At 73.1% G+C, this 18,592-nt stretch carries 14 protein-coding genes; 9 read left to right on the plus strand and 5 right to left on the minus strand.

The genetic code is table 11. The annotated features are described in order from the left end of the window. Window positions 1-273 precede the first annotated feature (273 nt). Both smc and FJK98_RS07315 read left to right on the plus strand, forming a co-directional pair. Entirely contained in the window at window positions 274-3,882 is a 3,609-nt protein-coding gene (smc, locus tag FJK98_RS07310) for a chromosome segregation protein SMC (RefSeq protein WP_145918346.1), read from the plus strand. After that, on the plus strand, window positions 3,882-4,499 hold the full coding sequence (locus tag FJK98_RS07315; RefSeq protein ID WP_145918347.1) for an HAD family hydrolase: 618 nt from the start codon (window positions 3,882-3,884) through the stop codon (window positions 4,497-4,499). The genes smc and FJK98_RS07315 overlap by 1 nt, the downstream gene beginning before the upstream one ends. A gap of 25 nt (window positions 4,500-4,524) precedes the next feature. On the opposite strand, the gene FJK98_RS07320 is transcribed toward FJK98_RS07315, so the two are convergent. From FJK98_RS07320 to FJK98_RS07340, 5 genes are all read right to left on the minus strand, one after another. After that, window positions 4,525-5,046: a DinB family protein gene (locus tag FJK98_RS07320; RefSeq protein ID WP_145918348.1), complete on the minus strand. Its 522-nt coding sequence runs from the start codon at window positions 5,044-5,046 to the stop codon at window positions 4,525-4,527. 50 nt (window positions 5,047-5,096) lie between these two features. Continuing rightward, window positions 5,097-5,588 (minus strand): universal stress protein, encoded by a 492-nt coding sequence (locus tag FJK98_RS07325; protein ID WP_145918349.1) that lies wholly within the window; start codon window positions 5,586-5,588, stop codon window positions 5,097-5,099. A 3-nt stretch (window positions 5,589-5,591) separates the two neighbouring features. Continuing rightward, the gene (locus tag FJK98_RS07330; RefSeq protein WP_145918350.1) at window positions 5,592-7,211 is read right to left on the minus strand and encodes an MDR family MFS transporter; all 1,620 of its coding nucleotides are present in this window, start codon (window positions 7,209-7,211) and stop codon (window positions 5,592-5,594) included. A 119-nt stretch (window positions 7,212-7,330) separates the two neighbouring features. Next, complete coding sequence (locus FJK98_RS34625) at window positions 7,331-7,768, minus strand: MarR family winged helix-turn-helix transcriptional regulator (protein ID WP_240762663.1); 438 nt, start codon at window positions 7,766-7,768, stop codon at window positions 7,331-7,333. Window positions 7,769-7,792: 24 nt separating this feature from the next. Then, complete coding sequence (locus tag FJK98_RS07340) at window positions 7,793-9,505, minus strand: alkaline phosphatase D family protein (RefSeq protein WP_145918351.1); 1,713 nt, start codon at window positions 9,503-9,505, stop codon at window positions 7,793-7,795. A 148-nt stretch (window positions 9,506-9,653) separates the two neighbouring features. On the opposite strand from FJK98_RS07340, the gene ftsY reads away from it, so the two are divergent. From ftsY to FJK98_RS07375, 7 genes are all read left to right on the plus strand, one after another. After that, window positions 9,654-10,835, plus strand: coding sequence for a signal recognition particle-docking protein FtsY (ftsY, locus tag FJK98_RS07345; RefSeq protein WP_145918352.1), 1,182 nt, complete (start codon window positions 9,654-9,656; stop codon window positions 10,833-10,835). 7 nt (window positions 10,836-10,842) lie between these two features. Continuing rightward, a complete protein-coding gene (locus FJK98_RS07350; protein ID WP_194822858.1) occupies window positions 10,843-11,706 on the plus strand; it encodes an aminoglycoside phosphotransferase family protein in 864 nt (287 codons plus the stop codon). A 325-nt stretch (window positions 11,707-12,031) separates the two neighbouring features. Continuing rightward, the gene (locus FJK98_RS07355) at window positions 12,032-13,444 is read left to right on the plus strand and encodes an ammonium transporter (RefSeq protein WP_145918354.1); all 1,413 of its coding nucleotides are present in this window, start codon (window positions 12,032-12,034) and stop codon (window positions 13,442-13,444) included. A gap of 25 nt (window positions 13,445-13,469) precedes the next feature. Further along, on the plus strand, window positions 13,470-13,808 hold the full coding sequence (locus FJK98_RS07360; RefSeq protein WP_067307311.1) for a P-II family nitrogen regulator: 339 nt from the start codon (window positions 13,470-13,472) through the stop codon (window positions 13,806-13,808). 12 nt (window positions 13,809-13,820) lie between these two features. Beyond that, complete coding sequence (locus FJK98_RS07365; RefSeq protein ID WP_145918355.1) at window positions 13,821-16,145, plus strand: [protein-PII] uridylyltransferase; 2,325 nt, start codon at window positions 13,821-13,823, stop codon at window positions 16,143-16,145. Between the two features lie 222 nt (window positions 16,146-16,367). After that, window positions 16,368-17,924 (plus strand): signal recognition particle protein, encoded by a 1,557-nt coding sequence (gene ffh / locus FJK98_RS07370; RefSeq protein ID WP_145918356.1) that lies wholly within the window; start codon window positions 16,368-16,370, stop codon window positions 17,922-17,924. 68 nt (window positions 17,925-17,992) lie between these two features. Further along, window positions 17,993-18,574: a Uma2 family endonuclease gene (locus FJK98_RS07375; RefSeq protein ID WP_145918357.1), complete on the plus strand. Its 582-nt coding sequence runs from the start codon at window positions 17,993-17,995 to the stop codon at window positions 18,572-18,574. Window positions 18,575-18,592: the final 18 nt, after the last annotated feature.

Genomic DNA, 18,592 nt, shown 5'->3' on the forward strand with positions numbered 1-18,592 from the left:
ACTGAACAGCACCACCGCGAAAAAGCGCGCCGACACTTTTGTGCCGGCGCGCAGTGCTGTCCGCCACATATTTCCCCGCTCACCAATTCACGATCTTGTGAACCGATGTGGCGTGGCACACCCCGCTCAATTCCACCCCCGCCCGGGCGGTCGGGCGGCGGTGCTGGGGCGGGTCGCGTGCCGGTCACCGCGTACCCACGGGTTAGTCTGCGGGTTCACCAGGTCCGCGCAGCCCGCGACGCCTGCGGTGGCCACCGGACGAGGATCGGACAGGTGCATCTCAAGAGTCTGACGGTGAAGGGGTTCAAGTCCTTCGCCTCCGCCACGACGTTGAAGCTGGAGCCCGGGATCACCTGCGTGGTCGGTCCGAACGGCTCCGGCAAGTCCAACGTCGTCGACGCGATCGCCTGGGTGCTGGGCGAGCAGGGCGCCAAGGCGCTGCGCGGCGGCAAGATGGAGGACGTCATCTTCGCCGGCACCGCCGGGCGGGCGCCGCTGGGCCGGGCCGAGGTCACCCTCACCATCGACAACACCGACGGCGCGCTGCCGATCGAGTACACCGAGGTCTCCATCACCCGCCGGATGTTCCGCTCCGGCGAGAGCGAGTACGAGATCAACGGCGACTCGTGCCGGCTGCTCGACATCCAGGAGCTGCTCAGCGACTCGGGCATCGGCCGGGAGATGCACATCATCGTCGGCCAGGGCCGGCTGGACGGCATGCTGCACGCCAAGCCGGAGGACCGCCGTTCGTTCATCGAGGAGGCGGCCGGCGTCCTCAAGCACCGCAAGCGCAAGGAGAAGGCGCTGCGGAAGCTCGACGCGATGCAGACGAACCTGAACCGGCTGACCGACCTCACCGCCGAGCTGCGCCGTCAGCTCAAGCCGCTGGGCCGGCAGGCCGAGGTGGCCCGCCGGGCCGCCGCCATCCAGGCCAACCTGCGCGACGCCCGGCTCCGGCTGCTCGCCGACGACCTGCACACCCTGCGGGTCACCCTGGACAAGGAGATCGCCGACGAGACGGCGCTGCGGGAGCGGCGCGAACAGATCGAGGGCGAACACGCCGAGGTGCAGGGCCGGCTCGGTGAGTTGGAAGCGGCGCTCGCCGAGGACGCGCCGCTGCTGGCCGCCGCCCAGGACACCTGGTACAAGCTCTCCGCGCTCTCCGAACGGTTCCGCTCCGTGGAGCAACTGGCCCGGGAACGGCTGCGTCACCTCAGCGCCACCGGCGACGACGAGCGCCCCGGCCGCGACCCCGACCAGTTGGAGGCCGAGTCGCAGCGGGTCCGCGAGCAGGAGGAGGAGCTGCGCGCGGCGCTCACCGACGACCAGATCCGGCTCGCCGAGGCCGTCGAGCACCGGCAGGAGCTGGAACGCCAGCTCGCCGCCGCCGAACGGGAACTGGTCGCCGCCGCCAAGGCGATCGCCGACCGGCGGGAGGGGCTGGCCCGGCTGACCGGGCAGGTGAACTCGGCGCAGGCGCGGACCACCAGCGCCGGTGAGGAGATCGAGCGGCTCGCCGCCGCGCACGCCGACGCCCTGGCCCGCGCCGACCAGGCGCAGGCCGAGCTGGACGCGGTGGCCGAACAGTCCACCGAGGCCGATCGGGACAACGCCGAACTCGACGACCGGCACGCCGAGGCGGTGGCCGCCCACGAGCGGGCGCAGGCCACCGTCCGGGCGTTGGCCGACACCGAGCGGGCCGCCGAGAAGGACGCCGCGACCTGGAAGGCCCGGGAGGAGGCGCTCGCCCTGGGGCTGCGCCGCAAGGACGGGGCCGGGGCGCTGCTCGCCCGCGCCGACGAGGTGCCCGGCCTGCTGGGCAGCCTGGCCGGGCTGCTCACCGTCGCCGCCGGCCACGAGGCGGCGCTCGCCGCCGCCCTCGGCGGGCTCGCCGACGCGGTCGCGGTCACCGGCGTCGACGAGGCCGTCGAGGCGATGCGGCTGCTGAAGATCTCCGATGCCGGCCGGGCCGGCCTGCTGGTCGGCAGCCCCGCCGGCCCCGGCATGACCGGCTCCGCCGACGCGTTGCGCCCCCGGCTGCCGGCCGGCGCCCGGTGGGCTCCGGACCTGGTCGAGTGCGCCCCCGAGCTGCGTCCCGCCGTACACCGGGCGTTGCGCGACGTGGCGCTGGTCGACGACCTCGCCGCCGCCGCCGAGCTGGTCGCCGGCAACCCGGAGCTGCGCGCGGTCACCCCGGACGGTGACGTGGTCGGGGCGTACGCGGCGGCCGGCGGGTCGGCCAAGGCGGCCAGCTTCATCGAGGTGCAGGCCGCCGTGGAGGAGGCCCGGACCAACCGGCAGACCGCCGAGCGGACGGCCGCCGAACTGCGCGGGCAACTCGTCGACGCCCGCGCCGGGGTGGCCGCCGCGAAGGAGGCGGTGCAGCACGCCGCCGCCGCCAAGCGGGAGGCGGAGAGCCACCGTAACGCCGCCGCCCGCCGGCTGGCCGAGCTGGGCGCGGCGGCCCGGTCGGCGAAGGCGGAGACCGACCGGCTCGGCGAGAGCCGGTCCCGCGCCGAGGCGGCCCGGGAACGCGACCTGACCGCCCTCGCCGAGCTGGCCGAGCGGCTCCGGCTCGCCGAGGACACCCCGATCGACGCCGAACCCTCCACCGAGGACCGGGACCAGCTCGCCGCGATGGTGCCCCGGGCCCGGCAGAACGAGATGGAGGTCCGCCTCGCGGTGCGTACCGCCGAGGAGCGGGTCGCCTCGATCGCCGGCCGGGCCGACTCGCTGGCCCGGCAGGCCACCGCCGAGCGGGCGGCCCGGGAGCGGGCGGCGGCGCGGCGGGCGGCCCGGACCCGGGGCGCGGCGATCGCCCGCGCCGTGGTCGGCGGGGCCCGCGAGGCGCTGACCCGGCTCGGCACTTCGATCGCGCGGGCCGAGGAGCACCGCGACGCGGTCGCCCGGGAACGCGCCGCCCGGGAGGCGGAACTCCAGGAGGTACGCGGCGCGGCGAAGCGGCTCGGCGCGGAGCTGGAGCGGTTGACCAGCCAGGTGCACCGGGACGAGGTGGCCCGCGCCGAGCAGCGGCTGCGCATCGAGCAGTTGGAGGCGAAGGCCGCCGAGGATTTCGGCCTGGACGTGGAGACCCTGGTCGCCGAGTACGGCCCGGCGCAGCCCGTCCCGCCGACCCCGGTGGACGTGGCGGCGGCCGAACGCGACGGCCTGCCGGTGCCCGAGCCGGTCCGCTACGAGCGGCCGGTGCAGGAGAAGCGGGCCGCCAAGGCGGAACGGGAGCTGGCCCTGCTCGGCAAGGTCAACCCGCTCGCGCTGGAGGAGTTCGCCGCCCTGGAGGAGCGCTTCAAGTTCCTCTCCGAGCAGTTGGAGGACCTCAAGGCCACCCGGCGTGACCTGCTCACCGTGGTCAAGGATGTCGACGAGCGCATCCTGGAGGTCTTCGCCAGCGCGTTCGCCGACACCGCCCGCGAGTTCGAGCAGGTCTTCACGGTCCTGTTCCCCGGCGGTGAGGGCCGGTTGATCCTCACCGAACCCGACGACCTGCTCACCACCGGTGTGGAGGTGGAGGCCCGGCCGCCCGGCAAGAAGATCAAACGGCTGTCGCTGCTCTCCGGCGGCGAGCGGTCGTTGACCGCCGTGGCGATGCTGGTGGCGATCTTCCGGGCCCGGCCCAGCCCGTTCTACATCATGGACGAGGTGGAGGCGGCCCTCGACGACGTGAACCTGGGCCGTCTGATCACCCTGCTGGCCCAGTTGCGGGAGAAGAGCCAGCTGATCGTCATCACCCACCAGAAGCGGACCATGGAGATCGCCGACGCGCTCTACGGCGTGACCATGCGCAGCGGGGTCACCCAGGTGATCAGCCAACGGCTCAACCGGACCGACGCCGAGCGGTCCGACGGACACGAGGAGAATCAGTAGTGGCACGGGAACGGCCGACGGCGCTCCTGCTCGACTTCGACGGCGTGCTGCGGCACTGGGACCCGGCGGTGGCCGCCGCCGTCGAACAGGAGTACGGCCTCGCCGCCGGGGTGCTCGGCGAGATCGCCATGCACTGGGGGCGGCTGCAACCGGTGCTGACCGGGCAGGTCAGCCACGCCGACTGGATGTCCAGTGTGGCCGACGCGCTGAGCGAGTCGGTCGGCCCGGACCGGGCGCGGGCGGCGGTGGAGCAGTGGCAGCGCTACCGGGGCGAGGTCGACGCCGACGTGCTGGCCTTCGTCCGCGAGGCACGGGCCAACGGCATCCGGGTCGGGCTCGGCACCAACGCCACCGACCTGCTCGACACCGACCTCGCCGAGCTGGGCCTGGTCGGTGAGCTGGACGTGGTGGTCAACTCCTCGGTCGTCGGGGTGCACAAGCCGGCGAAGGAGTACTTCCAGGCGGCCTGCGCCGCCCTGGAGACCCCGCCCGCGCGGGTGCTCTTCGTCGACGACGAGGACTGGGCGATCCGGGGGGCGCGGGCGGCCGGGCTGTCGGCGTACCGGTGGAGCGGGCCGGAGGGGCTGCGTTACCTGCGGGCGGCGCTGGCCCGCTGACGCCGGGCCCGGCCGGGCGGCGAGGTCACTCGCCGGTGACGCCGTCGAGGCGTTCCCGGATCAGGTCGGCGTGGCCGTTGTGCCGGGCGTACTCCTCGATCATGTGCAGGTAGACCCAGCGCAGGCTGAAGGTCCGCCGCTGGGGGCCGACCTCGGTGAACGTTTCGTCGAGCGAGCGGCCGACGGTGGCGGCCCGGGCCAGCTCGACCTGCCGGTGGTAGGTGGCGAGGTCGGCCTCGGCGTCGGCGTGGCTCACGTCGAGGTCGGCGTCCGGATCGTCGGGGGTGTAGTACGGGTAGTCGACCTGCTGCCCGGCGAAGTTCTCCCGGAACCACCAGGTCTCCACCTCGCCGAGATGCCGGACCAGGCCGAGCAGGGTCAGCCCGGACGGCTCCACGCTCGGGGTGCGCAACTGCTCGGCGGTCAGCCCGGCGCACTTGAGCAGCAGGGTCTGCCGGTGGTAGTCGAGCCAGCTCTCCAGCATGGGCCGTTCGTCGCCGACGGGAAGTTCCGGGGTCCGGGTGATCTCCGGTGCGCGCCAGGTCATGCCGGTCATACTCGCCCACCGGTCCGACACTTCCCGGTCCCCGTTCCCGGTCAGGGGACGACGAGGACCGGCCAGCGGCCGGTGCGGACCAGGCGGGTGGCGACGGAACCGACCAGCCGGTGCCCGGCCTGCTCGGAGGAGCCGACCACCACCAGGTCCGCCCGGGACTCGTCGGCCGCCGCCCGCAACTCGGCGTACGCGTCCCCGCGCCGGCACAGGAACGTCACCGGCAGGCCCAGTTCCTCCGCGCCCCGGCGGCACTCCTGCCGCAGCTCGTCGGCCAACTCGTCGTGGGTCTGCTGGACCGCCCCGGCCACCACCCCCGGCATGAGGGAGGCGTAGCCGGCCGGGGCGCTGACGAAGACCACCACCAGCCCGGCGCGCTGCCGGCGGGCCAGCCCCGCCGCGTACGACGCGGCCCGCAGCGAGGTCCGGCTGCCGTCGACCCCGACCAGCACCACCCGGGGCCCGTCGGTGCCCCGCTCGAACTCCAGCGGGCGGGCCTGCGGGCCGTACTGCTCACGCTCGACGGGGGTGCCCACCGGTCAGTCCCGGGTCCCGGTGCGGACCACCGCCGCCCCGCCGCCCGCGGCGACGGCGGACTCCTGCGCGACGGTCTCGGTCAGCGGGTCCCCGTTGTGCCGCCGCAGCGGGATCTCCTTGATGAACAGGACCGCGATCAGGGAGATCAGCCCGAACGGGGCGGCGGCCAGGAAGATGTCGCCGGCGCCGTGGCCGTAGGCGCTCTCCACCACGACCCGGATCGGGCCGGGGAGGGTGTGCACGTTCGGCAGCACGCCGCCGTCGCCCGCGCCGCCGGCCGGGATGCCCAGCGCGGTCAGGCCGTCGGCGATGTAGTCCTTGACCCGGTGGCCGAGGACCGCGCCGAGCACGGACACGCCGACCGCGCCGCCGAGGCTGCGGAAGAACGCCACCACCGAGCTGGCCGCGCCGAGTTCGTGGGTGCCGACGGTGTTCTGCACGGCCAGGACGAGGTTCTGCATGGTCATGCCGAGCCCGAGGCCGATCAGCGCCATGTAGATCGCGAGGTGCCAGTACGGGGTGTCGTAGCGGATCGTGCCCATCAGCGCGAAGCCGGCGGTGAGCAGGGCGGAGCCGGCGACCAGGTAGCGCTTCCAGCGGCCGGTGTTGGTGATGATCCGGCCGACGACGGTGGAGGAGACCAGCAGGCCGAGGATCATCGGCATGGTCATCAGGCCGGACATGGTCGGGCTCTCGCCCCGGCTGATCTGGAAGTACTGGCCGAGGAAGACCGAGGCGCCGAACATCCCGACACCGACGGCGATGCTGGCCACGACGGCGAGGGTGATGGTGCGGTTGCGGAACAGCCGGGGCGGGATCATCGGCTCGCTGGCCCGGTTCTCCACCCGGACGGCGAGCACGCCGAGCGCGATCGCGCCGGTGACCATGACGGCGGTCTGCCAGGAGAGCCAGTCGTACTTGTCGCCGGCCAGGGTGACCCAGATCAGCAGCAGCGACACGGCGGCGGTGATCAGGGTGGCGCCCCACCAGTCGATCTTGACCTGCCGCTTGACGACCGGCAGGTGCAGGGTCTTCTGGAGCACCACCAGGGCGGCGACGGCGAACGGCACGCCGACGTAGAAGCACCAGCGCCAGCCGAGCCAGTCGGTGTCGACGATGACGCCGCCGATCAGCGGGCCGCCGATGGTGCCGAGGGCCATCACCGCGCCGAGGTAGCCGCTGTACCGGCCGCGCTCGCGGGGCGCGATCATCGTCGCCATGATCACCTGGGCCAGGGCGGTGAGGCCGCCGGCCCCGACGCCCTGGAGCACCCGGCAGGCGATGAGCTGTTCGGTGGACTGGGACAGCCCGGCCAGCACGGAGCCCAGCACGAAGATGGCCAGGGAGAGCTGGACCAGGATCTTCTTGCTGGTCAGGTCGGCGAGCTTGCCCCAGATCGGGGTGGTCGCGGTGGTCGCCAGCAGGGTCGAGGTGACCACCCAGGTGTAGGCGGACTGGCCGCCCTTGAGCTCGGTGATGATCCGCGGCAGCGCGTTGGAGACGACCGTGGAGGAGAGGATCGCGACGAACATGCCCAGCAGCAGTCCGGAGAGGGCCTCCAGGATCTGCCGGTGGGTCATCTCGACGCCGGTCGCCCGGGTGGGCGCTGTCGCCTGGGTCATCGTCGCTGCCTCCGCTGGTGGTGAAAAGGGTGCCTCGGGCAACCGTAAGCGTTCGTTGCCTCAAGCAACAACCGGACGTGACAAGGCTCTATTCCCCCGTCCCCGGGGCACCACGGGGCTCAGAAGGTCTCGTTGAACCGGTGCATCAGGCGGGCGAACTCCTCGACGTCCCGCTTCGGCCAGGTCTCCATCGACCGGTTGATCTGGTCCATCCGGGCCGACCGGGCCGCGTCGAAACGCCGGGTGCCCTCCTCGGTCAGCCGCAGCTGCGCCGCCCGCCGGTCGACCGGGTCCGGGTCGCGGCGCACCAGGCCCAACGCCTCCAGCCCCTGGATCTGCCGGCTCAACGTGCCCTTACCGATGCCGAGCTGCACGGCCAGGTCGGTCAACCGGGTCGACCCGGACCGGCGCAACCACAACAGCAGGCCGTACGCGTTGGGCTCCAGGTTGGGGTGCACCTCCCGGGCGATCTCCCAGGACAGCGCCCGGCCCCGGCGGAGCAGCGCGGTCAGTTCGTGCTCCAGCACGCGCAGCGTCTCCGGCAGATGATCGTCCACGGCACCGAGGGTACGTGGCGCGGGTCACTTCGCCGAGGAGAGCCGCTGTCGGGCCACCTCACGCAGGTGCCCGTCGCTGGTGGTGCCCTCGATCAGCACCACCGCCTCCCGCCCGGTGTGGCGCAGCGTGCTCACCGCGTTGCCGAAGTACGGGCCGGCCAGCTTCTTCCACCGCACCGTGGGGCGGCGTACCCCGGCGGAGCGGGCCAGCGCCCGGGTGGCCGCCGCCGGCCCCGCGCTCCAGCCCAGCTTCATCAACGGGCGCATCGCCGCCGGCACCTGGTTGTGGATCGGTGAGCAGGTGAGCTGGTGCACCGGGGTACGCACCGCCGGGTCGTCGAACCGGGCCCGCGCCACGTACGAGTGGTGCACGTCGCCGGAGAGCACGCTGATCGACGCCGGCGCCGGGTACGCGGGCCCCGCGCCGACCCGGTCCCCCGGGGTGCCCGGGGCGCCGCTGCCCAGCCGCACGAACAGCGCCCCGAGGGCGTCGAACGAGCGGCGGAACGCGGCCCAGTGCTCCAGGTCCAGCGCCCGGCGCAGCTTCTCGGCCAGCCCGGCGACCCACGGCCGGCCGGAGTCGGCCAGCTTCTCGTTCCACGCCTCCACGTGGTGGATGCCCGGCGGCAGCAGCCAGGGCAGCGACGCGCCGATCACCAGGTGGTCGTAGACCCCGTGGGCCCGGTCCAGGAACCAGGACCACTCGCCGGCCGGCAGCATCGCCCGACCGCCCGGTTCGAGCACCCGGCTGCACCTGTTGTCCAGCATGACCAGCCGGGTGCGGCCCAGGTCCAGCGCGTAGCTCCACTGGTACTGCACGGCCCGCCAGCGTTCGGTGTCGTGCGCCTCGTCGGCCTCCTTGTCGACCCGCTCGCCGAACTCGCGCAGCACGTCGGTGGCGTCCTCGGCGGCGACCACCTTGGCGTAGAGCGGGTCGGCGGCGATCTCGTCCGGGGCCAGGTTGCCCAGGTGCTGGTAGACCCAGTACGAGGCCAGGCCGCTGCGGATCCGCTCGGCCCACCAGGCCTGCTGCCGCATGTCGGCCCGCCACGACTGGGAGGTGTTCCAGTCGTCGATCACCTCGTGGTCGTCGAAGATCATTACGCTCGGCACGGTGGAGAGCAGCCAGCGGATCTCCGGGTCGCGCCACGACTCCAGGTAGAGCTTGGTGTACTCGTCGAAGCTGACCACCTGGTCGGCCGGGGCGTCCTTCGGCCGCCGCCGACGCCGCTTGAGCAGCCGCCGGACCGTGGGCGAGGTGACGTCGGCGTAGACCTGGTCACCGAGCAGCACCAGCAGGTCGGGCAGGTCGTCCGGGTCGGGCGCGGCCATCAACCGGCGGGCGTACGCGTCCAGCGCGTCCGGGGGCAGCCGTCGGGTGGTGTTGTGCTGGGTGGTCTCCCGGCACGACCCGAAGATCAGGCTGACCGGCTGGTCCCGGTCGTCGGCCGCCCTGGTCCGGATCACGCTGGGCGGGAACCCGTCGCGGGCCACCGGCCAGACCAGCTCGTCGTCGACCAGCACCTCGTAGGTGGTGGCGTGGTCCGGGGTGAGCCCCTCCACCACCACCAGCGCGTAGTGGTGGTCGTACGCGGAGAAGGTCGGCGCGGAGCCGGTGGCGCCGTCGGCCGTGCGGACGGTGACCACCGCGGGCCCGCCGGTCTCCACCCACACCGTCGCCCGGGTGCCGACGACCCGGCGCAGCAACGGGCCGATGAGCAGACGTGGCTCGGGCATGGGCGGCACCTCCGAGGAGAAGACGGTTCATCTTTTCTACCCCGTGGGCGGGTGGGTCACCCCCGGCAGCGGCGAGCGTACCCGCAGCTCGCCCGGGTCTGGCGGCGGTGAGTGGGACGCGGTCGTCGGCATCTGACAGGATTTCGGCATGACGGACTACCTCCTCGTCGCACTGGCCCTGCTCGGCGTGCTGATCCTCGGCGGCCTCGGCCTGGTCGTGCCCCGGCTGCGTCGGCGTGCCGCACCCCCGCTGCCGCAGACCGAGGTCGACACCCGGGCCGAGGAGGACCTGGCCGGGCCACCCGTCGAGGCGGCGGAGTCCGACCTGTCGACCGGCGTGCTGGTCGAGCCGCCGGTGCTCGCGCCCCCGCCGCTGGAGGTCCCCGAACCGACCGCCGGCCGGCTGGTCCGGCTGCGGTCCCGGCTGGCCCGCTCGCAGAACGCCTTCGGCAAGGGCCTGCTCGGCCTGCTCGCCCGCGACCACCTCGACGAGGACGCCTGGGAGGAGATCGAGGACAGCCTGATCACCGCCGACGTCGGCATCGACGCCACCCGCGACATCGTCGACCGGCTCCGCGAGCGGACCCGGGTGCTCGGCACCCGCTCGGCCGGTGAGCTGCGCGACCTGCTCGCCGCCGAACTCGTCAACGCCCTCGACCCGGGGCTGGACCGGTCGCTGCGCACCACCGGCCGCGACGGGATGCCGGCGGTGCTGCTGGTGGTCGGGGTCAACGGCGCCGGCAAGACCACCACCTGCGGCAAGATCGCCCGGGTGCTGGTCGCCGACGGGCGTTCGGTCACCCTCGGCGCGGCCGACACCTTCCGGGCCGCCGCCGCCGACCAGCTGGAGACCTGGGGCGGCCGGGTGGGCGCCGAGACGGTCCGGGGCGCGGAGGGCGCCGACCCGGCCAGCGTGGCCTTCGACGCGGTCCGCCGGGGCATCGACGCCGGCACCGACACCGTGCTGATCGACACCGCCGGGCGGTTGCAGAACAAGATCGGCCTGATGGACGAGCTGGGCAAGGTCAAGCGGGTGGTCGAGAAGCACGGCCCGATCGACGAGACGCTGCTCATCCTGGACGCCACCACCGGGCAGAACGGGCTGGAACAGGCCCGGGTCTTCACCGAGGTGGTGAACGTGACGGGCGTGGTGCTGACCAAGCTCGACGGGACGGCCAAGGGCGGCATCGTGATCGCCGTACAGCGCAAGCTCGGCATCCCGGTCAAGCTGGTCGGGCTCGGCGAGGGCGCGGACGATCTGGCCCCGTTCGACCCGGCGCAGTTCGTCGACGCGCTGCTCGGCACCGAGCCGCTCGCCCGGGACGCGTAACCTCGCGGTGAGCAACGACGATCGCGCGTACGCCGGGTGGCGTGACCCCCGCCATGCGGCGCCGGGCCTGGGGAGACCGTACGTGACCTCGCAGGAGATCCCGCTGCACGGCGGGAATGTGAGCACCGTCGTCCGGGTCGGCGACACCGTCCGGCGCAACGCCGGCCCGTGGACGCCCTCGGTGCACGCCCTCCTGCGCCACCTGGAGTACGTCGGGTTCACCGGCGCGCCCCGGGCGCTGGGCATGGACGAGCGCAACCGGGAGGTGCTGTCCTACCTCGAAGGGGAGTGCGGGGAGTACCCGCTGGCCCCGCACTGGGTCACCGACGAGGCGTTGGTGACGGTGGCCACCATGCTGCGGATGTTCCACGACGCCCAGTACGGTTTCGCCCCGCCGCCCGGCGCGGTCTGGCGCTCGTTCGGCCCGCCGCCCCCGGACACCGAGGTGATCTGCCACCACGACGCCGCCCCGCACAACGTGATCTGGCGGCCCGACGGCACCCTCGGCCTGATCGACTTCGACCTCGCCTCGCCCGGGGCCCGGATCTACGACGTGGCGTACGCGGCCTGGACCTGGGTGCCGATCTTCGCCGACCGGGACTCGATCACGCTCGGCTGGAAGCACCCGGACCGGCCCCGCCGGCTGCGCCTGTTCGCCGACGCGTACGGGTTGATCCCCCGGGACCGGCACCGGCTGATCCGGACCATCCGCAAGCGGATCGTCGACCACGTGGAGGGCATCCGGCGGATGGCGGCGGCGGGGGAGCCGGCGTTCGTCCGGATCGTGCACAAGGGTCACCTCCGTCGCCCGATGCGCGACCTGCGCCTGCTCGACTACGAACGGCACGCCCTGGAGTACGCCCTCCGCTGACGGTGGGCCCCGTCCTGCGCGCCGGTCCCGGCACCTCCCGCGCGAGCCGGGGCCCGGTGATCCCCGCGCGCCGGACGCGCGGAGTGCCCCTCCGATCGACCGCAACGGGGAAAGAGTGGCCGTTCGTTGCCGGAACGGCCACTCTTTCGTATCCGGGATTTCATGATCGAGGTTCTTCACACGCCGGAAACAACCCGTCACGTGTCGGAAATCGAGGGGTGTCGGTCCAGGAAACAGCCGCCGACCAAGCTTCCGCGCAACCGGCGTACGGGCGACGCTGCCCCGGAAGCCGCGAAGGAGGGAACTTCACCTTTAGGAGGCCAGCGTGCCTGAAGCACCGACGATCGACGGCGGCAACACCGTTTGGCTGCTGGTTTCGACCGCTCTCGTGCTGCTCATGACCCCCGGACTGGCGCTGTTCTACGGCGGCCTCAACCGGGCCAAGGGCGTGCTCAACATGATGATGATGAGCTTCTCCGCCATCGGGCTCATCTCTGTTCTGTGGTGGTTCTACGGTTTCAGCATTGCTTTCGGGACCGACGTCAACGGTTTCTGGGGCGACCCCGGTGCGTACCTGGGCACCAAGACCTTCCTCGCCGAGACCGACCTGTGGGGCGCCACGGCGGAGAACCCCAGCGGCATCGGCGTCCCGCTGTACGTGTTCATGGCGTTCCAGATGGTCTTCGCGGTGATCACCGTCGCGCTGATCAGCGGCGCGATCTCCGACCGGGCCAAGTTCGGCGGCTGGCTGCTGTTCGCCTTCGGCTGGGCCACCCTGGTCTACTTCCCCGTCGCCCACTGGGTGTGGGGCGGCGGCATCATCGGCGGGAAGATCCACGCGCTCGACTTCGCCGGTGGTACCGCGGTGCACATCAACGCCGGTGCGGCGGCCCTCGCCGTCGCCCTGGTGCTCGGCAAGCGGCTGGGCTGGCCGCGTGAGGGCATGAAGCCGCACAACATCCCGCTGGTGGCGCTCGGCGCCGGCCTGCTGTGGTTCGGCTGGTTCGGCTTCAACGCCGGGTCGGAGCTGACCGTCGACTCGGTCGCCGGGCTGGCCTTCATCAACACCCAGCTCGCCACCGCCGCGGCGGTGCTCGGCTGGATCGCGGTGGAGTGGATCAAGGACAAGAAGCCGACCATGGTCGGTGCCTCGTCCGGTGCCGTCGCCGGTCTGGTCGCCATCACCCCGGCCTGTGGGTTCATCGCCCCCTGGGCCGCGGTCCTGCTCGGCATCGTCGCCGGTGTGGTCTGCGCCCTGGCCATCAGCCTGAAGTACAAGCTCGGCTACGACGACTCGCTCGACGTGGTCGGCGTGCACTTCGTCGGTGGCTGGATCGGGTCGCTGTGGCTCGGCCTGTTCGCCACCAACTCGGTCAACGCCGCGATCAGCGACGTGGTCGGCGCCTCCGACGGCCTGTTCTACGGCGGCGGCGTGACCCAGTTCGGCCGCCAGGCCCTCGCCGGCCTGATCGTGACCGCCTGGTCCTTCGGGGTCGCCTGGGTGCTCGCCTTCGTCATCGACAAGACCCTCGGCTTCCGGGTCAAGGCCGACGACGAGGTCGAGGGCATCGACATCAGCGAGCACGCGGAGAGCGGCTACGACCTCTCCCCGAGCACCGGCGGTGCCGGTGGCGGGGCGTTCGCGATGGCCGGGATCACCCCGGGCGGCGCGAAGCCGGCCTCCCCGGAGGCCCCCGAGCCGGCCGCCGCGCCGGTGGACGAGAAGGTCGCCGGTTAACGTTCGGAGAATGGAGGGCTTGGACATGAAGCTGGTGACCGCGGTCATCAAGCCGTACCAACTGGACGCGGTGAAGGAGGCCCTGCACGCTCTCGGCGTGGCCGGCCTGACCGTCAGCGAGGTCCAGGGGTACGGGCGTCAGAAGGGGCACACCGAGGTCTACCGGGGTGCCGAGTACACGGTCGAGTTCCTGCCCAAGATCCGGGTCGAGGTGCTCACCGACGAGATGGACGTCGACAAGGTCGTCGACGCGATCGTGGCCGCCGCCCGCACCGGCAAGATCGGTGACGGCAAGGTCTGGGTGACCGGCGTGGAAGAGGTCGTCCGGGTCCGTACCGGCGAGCGCGGCCTCGACGCCCTGTAGGAGGACCTGTAGATGACCTCGTCGACCAGGAGGAACGCGTCGGACGACAGCACCGACGCAGGGACGGACCTCCTGGTCGACGGGGTCGTCGGGGTTCCCGCGGGCATCGGCGAACCGGCCCGGGTCGCCCGGGCCGGGGCGTTCGACGCCTGGCTGCACGGCCTGCTGCCGGCCCGGGAGGGCATCGCCCTGATCGCCGTCGGCGGCCTCGGCCGTCGGCAGTGCGCCCCCTACGGCGATCTCGACCTGGTGCTGCTGCACGCCGGGGTGGCCGGGGTGGACGAGTTGGCCGCCTCGCTGTGGTACCCGATCTGGGACGCCGGGGTCCGGCTCGACCACTCCGTGCGTACCCTCGCCGAGGCGCTGTCGGTGGCCCAGGACGACGTCAAGGTCGCCCTCGCCCTGCTCGACGCCCGGTTCGTCGCCGGTGACCGGGCCTTGGCCGACACCCTCACCCGGACCGCCACCGACCACTGGCGGCGCACCGCCGTCCGCCAGCTGCCCGCTCTGCGGGAGATCACCGAGGTGCGCTGGCGTACCCACGGCGAGCTGGCCTTCCTGCTCGAAGGCGACCTCAAGGAGGCCGCCGGCGGGCTGCGTGACGTGGGCATCCTGCGGGCCATCGCCACCGCCGGGATCACCGACGCGCTGCGTCCCGCCGTCCGCGCCGCCCACCTGCGGCTGCTGGACACCCGCGACGCCCTGCACCAGCAGGTGGGCCGGCGGGTCGACCGGCTGGTCGCCCAGGAACGCGCCGGGGTGGCCGCGCTGCTCGGCCTGCGCCAGTCGTCGGCCGAGGCCGCCGACGCGGGGACGCGGGCGGAGGCCGGCGACGGTGACGCCCTGCTGCGCCGGGTGGCCGGCGACGCGCGCACCGTCAGCCACGCCCTCGACGACGCCTGGCGGGCCGCCGACCGGCTCCGCTCCGGCCGCCGCCGGGGCGTCGACGGCCGGCCGCTGCGCCGCCCGGTCGCCCGCGACGTGGTCGAGCACGACGGGGAGCTGGTGCTCGCCCGGACCGCCATCGGGGCCCGCCCCGACCCGAGCCTGTCGCTGCGGATCGCCGCCGCCGCGGCCAGCCACCGGCTGCCGATCGCGCGGGCCACCTGCGAGTGGCTGGCCGCGTACTGCCCGCCGCTGCCCGCGCCCTGGCCGCCGGCCGCGCGGGCCGCGTTCATCACCCTGCTCGGTGCCGGTCCCGGCCTGGTGCCCGCCTGGGAGACCTGCGACCGGTACGGCCTGATCGACGGCTGGCTGCCCGAGTGGACCCGGCTGCGCAGCCTGCCCCAGCACAACCCGGTGCACCGGTTCACCCTCGACCGGCACCTCGTGCAGGCCGCGTACGAGGCGAGCCGGCACACCCGCGACGTCGAGCGCCCCGACCTGCTGCTGATCGGCGCGTTCCTGCACGACATCGGCAAGGGGCTGGACGGCGACCACTCGACCGTCGGCGCGCCGCTGGCCGAGGCGGTGGCAACCCGGATCGGCCTGCCCGCCGAGGAGGCGGCGCTGATCGGCACGCTGGTCCGGCTGCACCTGCTCCTGCCCGACGTGGCGACCCGCCGCGACCTGTCCGACCCGAAGACGATCGCCGGGGTGGCCGAGCGGGTCGGCGACACCACCACGCTGGAACTGCTGCACGCCCTGGTGCTGGCGGACGCCGCCGCGACCGGCCCGGCCGCCTGGTCCGGCTGGAAGGGGCGGCTGATCGCCGAGCTGGTCGCCCGGGTGCGGACCACCCTGGACACCGGCGTGGTGCCCGCCCCGCCGGCCCCCGACCCGGCGCTGGTCACCGGGCCGCTGCCGGTCGTACACCTGACCGAGGACCGGGTGGCGGTGGCCGCGGCCGACCGGCGGGGGCTGCTCGCCACGGTCGCCGGTTGCCTGGCCCTGCACCGGCTGGAGGTGATCTCGGCGGACGCCGCCACGCTCGACGGCCGGGCCCTGGTCGAGTGCCGGGTGCAGCCGCGCTACGGGCTGGCCCCGGACCCGATCGCGCTCAGCGCCGACCTGCGTCGCGCGGTCACCGGGGACGTCTCGGTGACCCAACGGCTGCGCGGTCGGGCCCTGGCCGCCCGCAGCGGCGGTGCGGCCCCCCGCGTCGTCTGGCACCGGGAGGCGGCCACCGACGCGGTCCTGCTGGAGTTGCGCGCCGCCGACGCGGCCGGCCTGCTCTACCGGGTCACCTGCGCGCTGGACGAGGCCGGGGCGCAGGTGCGCGCCGCCCGGATCTCCACCCTCGGCGGCGACGTGGTCGACGCGTTCTACCTGGTCGGTGGCTGGCCGTCGGACGAGCAGCGGGACCGTGTCGAGGCCGCCGTCCTCGCCGCCGTGTAGGACGGCCGGGGGTCCCCCGAGGTGACGCCGGTGCCCAGCCGTCGGCGGGCCGGGCCGGCGGGCGCCTCGTCGGTGGCCTGCCGCCGGCCGCCCCGCACGCGGTGCGCGGCGCGGCGCGCGGGGCCGGAGCGGGCGTGCGGCCGGCGGGCTACCCTAACGGTGGGCTGGACAGCCGGCCCGGCCGCACCTGTGCCCGCCGCTGACGACATACGGGATGTTCGCGTGTTTGACACCTTGAGTGACCGCCTGTCCGGAATCTTCACCAAGCTCCGCGGCAAGGGCCGGCTCACCGACGCCGACATCGACGCCACCGCCCGCGAGATCCGCCTGGCGTTGCTGGAGGCGGACGTCGCGCTGCCGGTGGTGAAGGGTTTCATCGCGAACGTCAAGGAGCGGGCCCGCAGCGCGGAGGTCTCCCAGGCGCTCAACCCGGCCCAGCAGATCGTCAAGATCGTCAACGAAGAGCTGATCAACGTGCTCGGCGGCGAGGGCCGGCGGCTCCAGTTCGCCAAGCAGCCGCCGACCGTGATCATGCTGGCCGGTCTCCAGGGCTCGGGTAAGACGACCCTCGCCGGCAAGCTGGCCCGCTGGCTCAAGGCCCAGGGACACCAGCCGCTGCTGGTCGCCGCCGACCTCCAGCGTCCCAACGCCGTCGGGCAGCTCCAGGTGCTCGGTGGCCGCGCCGGGGTCGAGGTGTACGCCCCGGAGCCCGGCAACGGCACCGGCGACCCGGTGCAGGTCGCCCGCGCCTCGATCGAGCACGCGAGGCGGGCCGCCCGGGACATCGTCATCGTCGACACCGCCGGCCGGCTCGGCATCGACGCCGAGATGATGCAGCAGGCGGCCGACATCCGTGACGCGGTCGACCCCGACGAGGTCATCTTCGTCATCGACGCGATGGTCGGCCAGGACGCGGTCCGCACCGCCGAGGCGTTCCGCGACGGCGTCGGCATCACCGGTGTCGTCCTGTCCAAGCTCGACGGCGACGCCCGGGGCGGTGCCGCGCTGTCGGTGCGGGAGGTGACCGGCCAGCCGATCCTGTTCGCCTCCACCGGTGAGAAGCTGGAGGACTTCGACGTCTTCCACCCCGACCGGATGGCCAGCCGGATTCTCGGCATGGGCGACGTCCTCACTCTGATCGAGCAGGCCGAGCAGGCCTTCGACACCGATCAGAAGGAGAAGATGACCGCCAAGCTGATGGGCGGCGAGCAGTTCACCCTGGAGGACTTCCTCGACCAGCTCATCGCGGTGCGGCGGATGGGCCCGATCGCCAACGTGCTGGCCATGATGCCCGGCATGGGGCAGATGAAGGACCAGCTCGCCGAGCTGGACGACAAGCACTTCGACCGGGTCACCGCGATCATCAGGTCGATGACCCCGGCCGAGCGGACCAACCCGAAGATCATCAACGGGTCCCGGCGGGCCCGCATCGCCGGTGGCTCCGGGGTCACCGTGATGGACGTCAACCAGCTGCTCAACCGCTTCGCCGACGCGCAGAAGATGATGAAGCAGATGGGCGGCATGATGGGCCTGCCCGGTGGGGGCCGGCGCAAGGCCACCAAGTCCCCGAAGAACAAGCGCAAGGGCACCAAGGGTGGCAACCGGCCGCGCAGCGGCGCGGGTGCCGGGCTGCCGGGTGGCTTCCCCGGTGGCATGCCGCAGCTCCCGCCGGGGATGGACCCGAACGACCTGGCGGGCGGCCAGGGCCTGCCGCCGGGCTTCAAGCTTCCGAAGATCGACTTCAACAAGCTCGGCAAGGGCGACAACCGGCCCCGCTGACGCGTGTCGGTTACGGTGGGCGACGGGGCGGGCGCTTAGGGTGGTTCCGCCCCTGGGAAGGAGATGTCATGACCGCGGCCCCGATCCTGCCCGAACGGCACGAGTGGACGGTCGACGACCTCGGTGACCTGCCGAAGGACCTTCCGTACGAACTGATCAACGGAAGGTTGATCGTGCCGTCCCCCACTGCCCTGCATCAGGACCTGCGCGTCGAGCTACTGCTCACGCTCCGCGTCAATTGTCCGTCGGATCACCTCGTGAGTTTCGACCTGTCGATGCGGGTCGACCGCCGCAACGAGCCCCGGCCCGACGTGGTGGCGATCCACCGCCGGCACGCCGGCCGGTCGCCCGTCCCCGTCGAGGACGCCCTGCTGGCCGTGGAGGTGGTGTCACCCACCTCCACCTTCCGCGACATGTACGACAAGGCGAAGGTGTACGCGCATGCCGGGGTCCACTCGTACTGGGTGGTCGACCCGCTCCAGGACCGGATCACACTGACCGAGTACGCACTCGGTCCCGGCGGCCGCGACTACGAGCAGCTCACCCACACCGAGGACCTGTTCGTCACCGAGCAGCCGTGGAAGGTCTCGGTCGACCTGCCGGCACTGACCGCCCGGAAGAACGACCTGCTCGCCCCCGACGGGCGGTGATCGGGTAGGACTGTGCGC

This window comes from Micromonospora sp. HM134 (genome assembly GCF_007833915.1).
GTDB classification, from domain to species: domain Bacteria; phylum Actinomycetota; class Actinomycetes; order Mycobacteriales; family Micromonosporaceae; genus Micromonospora; species Micromonospora wenchangensis.

Bases quoted from the DNA above. Each gene is read 5' to 3' on its own strand.
- FJK98_RS07320 (WP_145918348.1), bottom strand. From the start codon at position 5,046: ATGACCTGGCGCGCACCGGAGATCACCCGGACCCCGGAACTTCCCGTC.
- FJK98_RS07330 (WP_145918350.1), bottom strand. From the start codon at position 7,211: ATGACCCAGGCGACAGCGCCCACCCGGGCGACCGGCGTCGAGATGACC.
- FJK98_RS07340 (WP_145918351.1), bottom strand. From the start codon at position 9,505: ATGCCCGAGCCACGTCTGCTCATCGGCCCGTTGCTGCGCCGGGTCGTC.
- ftsY (WP_145918352.1), top strand. From the start codon at position 9,654: ATGACGGACTACCTCCTCGTCGCACTGGCCCTGCTCGGCGTGCTGATC.
- FJK98_RS07360 (WP_067307311.1), top strand. From the start codon at position 13,470: ATGAAGCTGGTGACCGCGGTCATCAAGCCGTACCAACTGGACGCGGTG.
- FJK98_RS07365 (WP_145918355.1), top strand. From the start codon at position 13,821: ATGACCTCGTCGACCAGGAGGAACGCGTCGGACGACAGCACCGACGCA.
- FJK98_RS07375 (WP_145918357.1), top strand. From the start codon at position 17,993: ATGACCGCGGCCCCGATCCTGCCCGAACGGCACGAGTGGACGGTCGAC.